At 73.5% G+C, this 3,670-nt stretch carries 4 protein-coding genes and 1 pseudogene; 4 read left to right on the forward strand and 1 reads right to left on the reverse strand.

Features of this window, described 5'->3' with window-relative positions:
* On the reverse strand, window positions 1-303 hold a 303-nt coding region (locus ACTIR_RS0110760), incomplete at its 3' end, for an aldo/keto reductase (protein WP_026454287.1).
* Between the two features lie 85 nt (window positions 304-388).
* On the opposite strand from ACTIR_RS0110760, the gene ACTIR_RS0110765 reads away from it, so the two are divergent.
* The 4 genes and pseudogenes from ACTIR_RS0110765 to ACTIR_RS26545 form a co-directional block, all read left to right on the forward strand.
* Complete coding sequence (locus ACTIR_RS0110765) at window positions 389-1,432, forward strand: LLM class F420-dependent oxidoreductase (RefSeq protein ID WP_026454288.1); 1,044 nt, start codon at window positions 389-391, stop codon at window positions 1,430-1,432.
* Between the two features lies 1 nt (window position 1,433).
* Window positions 1,434-2,285, forward strand: coding sequence for an undecaprenyl-diphosphate phosphatase (locus ACTIR_RS0110770; RefSeq protein WP_026454289.1), 852 nt, complete (start codon window positions 1,434-1,436; stop codon window positions 2,283-2,285).
* An 18-nt stretch (window positions 2,286-2,303) separates the two neighbouring features.
* Window positions 2,304-3,023 carry a histidine phosphatase family protein gene (locus tag ACTIR_RS0110775; protein ID WP_026454290.1) on the forward strand — a complete coding sequence of 240 codons (720 nt, stop codon included), beginning with the start codon at window positions 2,304-2,306 and terminating at the stop codon, window positions 3,021-3,023.
* A pseudogene (locus ACTIR_RS26545) lies at window positions 3,020-3,670 on the forward strand (M3 family metallopeptidase); the annotation flags it as partial. The gene ACTIR_RS0110775 and the pseudogene ACTIR_RS26545, both read left to right, overlap by 4 nt.

The following is a 3,670-nucleotide window of genomic DNA, read 5'->3' on the forward strand; positions in this document are numbered from 1 at the left end:
CGCGAGCAGGGAGCCGCGCGAGGCGCCCCCACCGAACGGCCCGTCGGCCCGGCGGGCGGCGGCCTTCGTGGCCAGCACCACCCGGTCCCGGGGCACGACCTTCCCCAGCAGCGTCCCGAGCGTCCGTTCGACCTCGCCGTCGGCGTAGAGGTCGGCGGTGTCGACCAGGGTGCCGCCCGCGTCGACGAACGCCGCGAGCTGGTTGGCGGCGTCCTCGGTGTCGGCGCTGCGCGCCCAGGACAGGGTGCCCAGCCCCAGGCGGGACACCCGCAGACCGGAGGTGCCGAGCTGACGGCTTTCCATGGGGGTGAGCCTATCGACCGTGTCCGGCACCGGTGACGAAGGCGTGTCGCCGGCGCCCGGGACGGGGCCGATAGTGTCGGACCCCGTGCGATTGGGACTGAATCTCGGCTACTGGGGCGCGGGCAACGACGCCTCCAACCTGGCGATGGCCAAGCAGGCGGACGAACTCGGGTTCTCGGTGGTGTGGGTCGCGGAGGCCTACGGCTCGGACGCGCCCACGGTGCTGGCGTGGGTCGCGGCGCAGACCTCGTCGGTCGACATCGGCAGCGCGGTGCTGCAGATCCCCGCCCGCACCCCGGCGGCCACGGCGATGACGGCGGCCACCCTGGACACCCTGTCGCAGGGGCGGTTCCGGCTCGGGCTGGGCGTGTCCGGACCGCAGGTGTCCGAGGGCTGGCACGGGGTGCGGTTCACCGCCCCGCTGGCCCGCACCCGCGAGTACGTCGACATCGTGTCCACGGCGCTGCGGCGGGAGAAGGTGCGCTACGACGGCGACCACTTCACGCTGCCGCTGCCGGAGGGCCCCGGCAAGGCGCTGCGGCTGACGGTACACCCGGTGCGCGAGCGCATCCCCACGTACCTGGCCGCGATCGGGCCGCGCAACCTGGAACTCACCGGCGAGATCGCCGACGGCTGGCTGCCGGTGTTCTTCTCCCCGGAACACGCCGCCACCCAGCTCGACCACCTCCGCGCCGGGGCGGAGAAGGCGGGACGCGGACTCGACGCGCTGGACATCGCCCCCACCGTGCCGCTGGTGCCCGGCGACGACTGGCGGGTGTGTGCCGACTCGGTGCGCGCCTACGCGGCGCTGTACCTCGGCGGCATGGGCAGTCGGGACCGCAACTTCTACAACCGGCTGGCCTGCCGGATGGGCTTCGCCGACGCCGCCGCCGAGGTGCAGGAGAAGTACCTGGCCCGCGACTACGAGGGGGCGATGGCGGCGGTGCCGCTGGAGTTCCTGGACGCGACCTCGCTGCTCGGCCCCACCGACCGGATCGCCGAGCGGATGGCCGCCTTCGCCGCGGCGGGGGTGACCACGCTGACCGTCGCGCCGTTCGTGGACCCGGCCGCCGGGGCCGAGACGCTGCGCACCGCCGTCCGCGCGCTCGAACGGTCCGGGGTGGCCTGAGATGGGCTGGTTCGAAGCCCTCGTCCTGGGCCTGGTGCAGGGGCTGACCGAGTTCCTGCCCATCTCGTCCAGCGCGCACGTGCGGATCACCGCGGCCTTCGCCGGGTGGGACGATCCGGGCGCGGCGTTCACCGCCGTCACCCAGATCGGCACCGAGCTGGCGGTGCTGCTCTACTTCAGCCGCAAGATCGGCCGCATCCTGCGGAACTGGTCCCTGTCGCTGACCCGGCCGGACTACCGGGGCGACCCGGACGCCCGGATGGGCTGGCTGATCATTGTCGGCTCGATCCCGGTCGGGGTGCTCGGCCTGCTGTTCGAGGAGCAGATCGAGAGCGTGTTCCGCGACCTGCGGCTGACCGCGCTCACCCTGATCGTGTTCGGCATCCTGCTGTGGGTGGCCGACCGGATCGGCAGCAAACAGCGCGAGCTGGACCAGCTCACGGTGCCGCACGGCCTCGGGTACGGCCTCGCGCAGGCGTTCGCGCTCATCCCGGGTGTGTCCCGCTCCGGCGGCACGATCACCGGCGGGCTGCTGCTCGGCTACAAGCGCGCCGACGCCGCCGAGTACGCGTTCCTGCTGGCGGTGCCCGCCGTGCTGGCCTCCGGTTTCTACAAGCTCACCGACATCGGCGACGGCTCCGCGCCCGGGGTCGGGCCCACGGTGCTGGCCACCGTCGTCTCGTTCGGCGTCGGCTACGCGGTGATCGCGTGGCTGATGAACTACATCCGGAAGAACAGCTTCACCCCGTTCGTGATCTACCGGGTGGTGCTCGGGCTGCTGGTGCTCGCGCTGGTGTTCACCGGCGTGCTCGACCCCGACGCGGGGCCGGTCGTGGTCGAAGGTCAGCAGTGACCCCGTAGGGTGGCCGGTGTGGGTACGGTGATCCTGCTGCGGCACGGCCGCTCGTCCGCGAACGGGGCCGGCGTCCTCGCGGGCCGCAGCCCGAGGGTGGACCTGGACGCCACCGGCCGCGGGCAGGCCGAGGGCCTGGTGGACCGGTTGGCCGGGGTGCCCCTGGCGGCGATCGTGACCTCGCCGCTGCTGCGGTGCCGGCAGACGGTGGCCCCGCTGGCCCGGCACCGGGACCTGGAGCGCCGCTCGGAGTCCCGCCTGTCCGAGGTGGACTACGGCGACTGGACCGGCCGGGAGCTGAAGACCCTGGCGAAGGAACCGTTGTGGCGGGTGGTGCAGTCCCATCCGTCGGCGGCGGTGTTCCCCGGCGGGGAAGGGCTGGCGCAGATGCAGGCCCGCGCGGTGGCGGCGGTGCGCGAGCACGACGCGCGGATCACCGCCGAGCACGGTGAACACGCGGTGTGGGCGTTGTGCAGCCACGGCGACGTCCTCAAGGCCGTGCTCGCCGACGCGCTCGGCCAGCACCTCGACGCGTTCCAACGGCTCGTGGTCGACCCCGCGTCGGTCTCGGTGATCCGCTACACCGAGACCCGCCCGTTCGTGCTGCGGCTCAACGACCACGGCGGGGACCTCAGCGGCGTGGTGCCGGAGAAGCCGCGGAAGAAGAGACGACGTCGCCGCACACTGTCCTCCGACGCCGAGGTCGGGGGCACGACCGGAGGGAAGGACCGCGCGTGACCGGCCGGGAGAATCCACTGCTGACGCCGAGTGGGCTGCCCTACGAACTGCCCCCGTTCGACCGGATCACGGCCGGGGACTTCGCACCCGCGTTCGAGGCGGGCATGGCCGCCCACGCCGACGAGGTGGCCGCCGTCGCGGCGAACCCGGAGCCGCCCACGTTCGACAACACGATCGTGGCGCTGGAGCGTTCCGGGGAACTGCTGAACCGGGTCTCGCAGACCTTCTTCAACCTCGTGGCCTCGCACACCGACGACGACCTGCGCCGGGTGCAGGCCGAGGTCGCGCCCCGGCTGGCCGCGCACGCCGACGCGGTGCACCTGGACGCGGACCTGTTCGCCCGGATCGACGAGCTGTACCGGCGGCGGGAGTCGCTGGACCTCGACGAGGAGTCGGCGTGGCTGCTGCGCCGCTACCACCGGGACTTCCGGCGCGCCGGTGCCGGACTCGGCGCCGACGACCAGGCGCGGCTGCGGGCGCTGAACGAACGCCTGTCGGCGCTGTCCACCCGGTTCCAGGACAACCTGCTGGCCGACACGAACGAGTCGGCCGTGCTGGTGTCCGACGAGGCCGAGCTGGCCGGACTCTCGGAGGACGCGGTCGCCGCGGCGGCCGAGGCGGCCACGGCGCGCGGCGAGCCCGGGCGG

This window comes from Saccharomonospora iraqiensis subsp. iraqiensis, assembly GCF_000430445.1.
Classification (GTDB): Bacteria; Actinomycetota; Actinomycetes; order Mycobacteriales; family Pseudonocardiaceae; genus Saccharomonospora; species Saccharomonospora iraqiensis.

Excerpts from the sequence above, each read along its gene's own strand:
- ACTIR_RS0110770 (WP_026454289.1), top strand. The coding sequence starts at position 1,434 with ATGGGCTGGTTCGAAGCCCTCGTCCTGGGCCTGGTGCAGGGGCTGACC.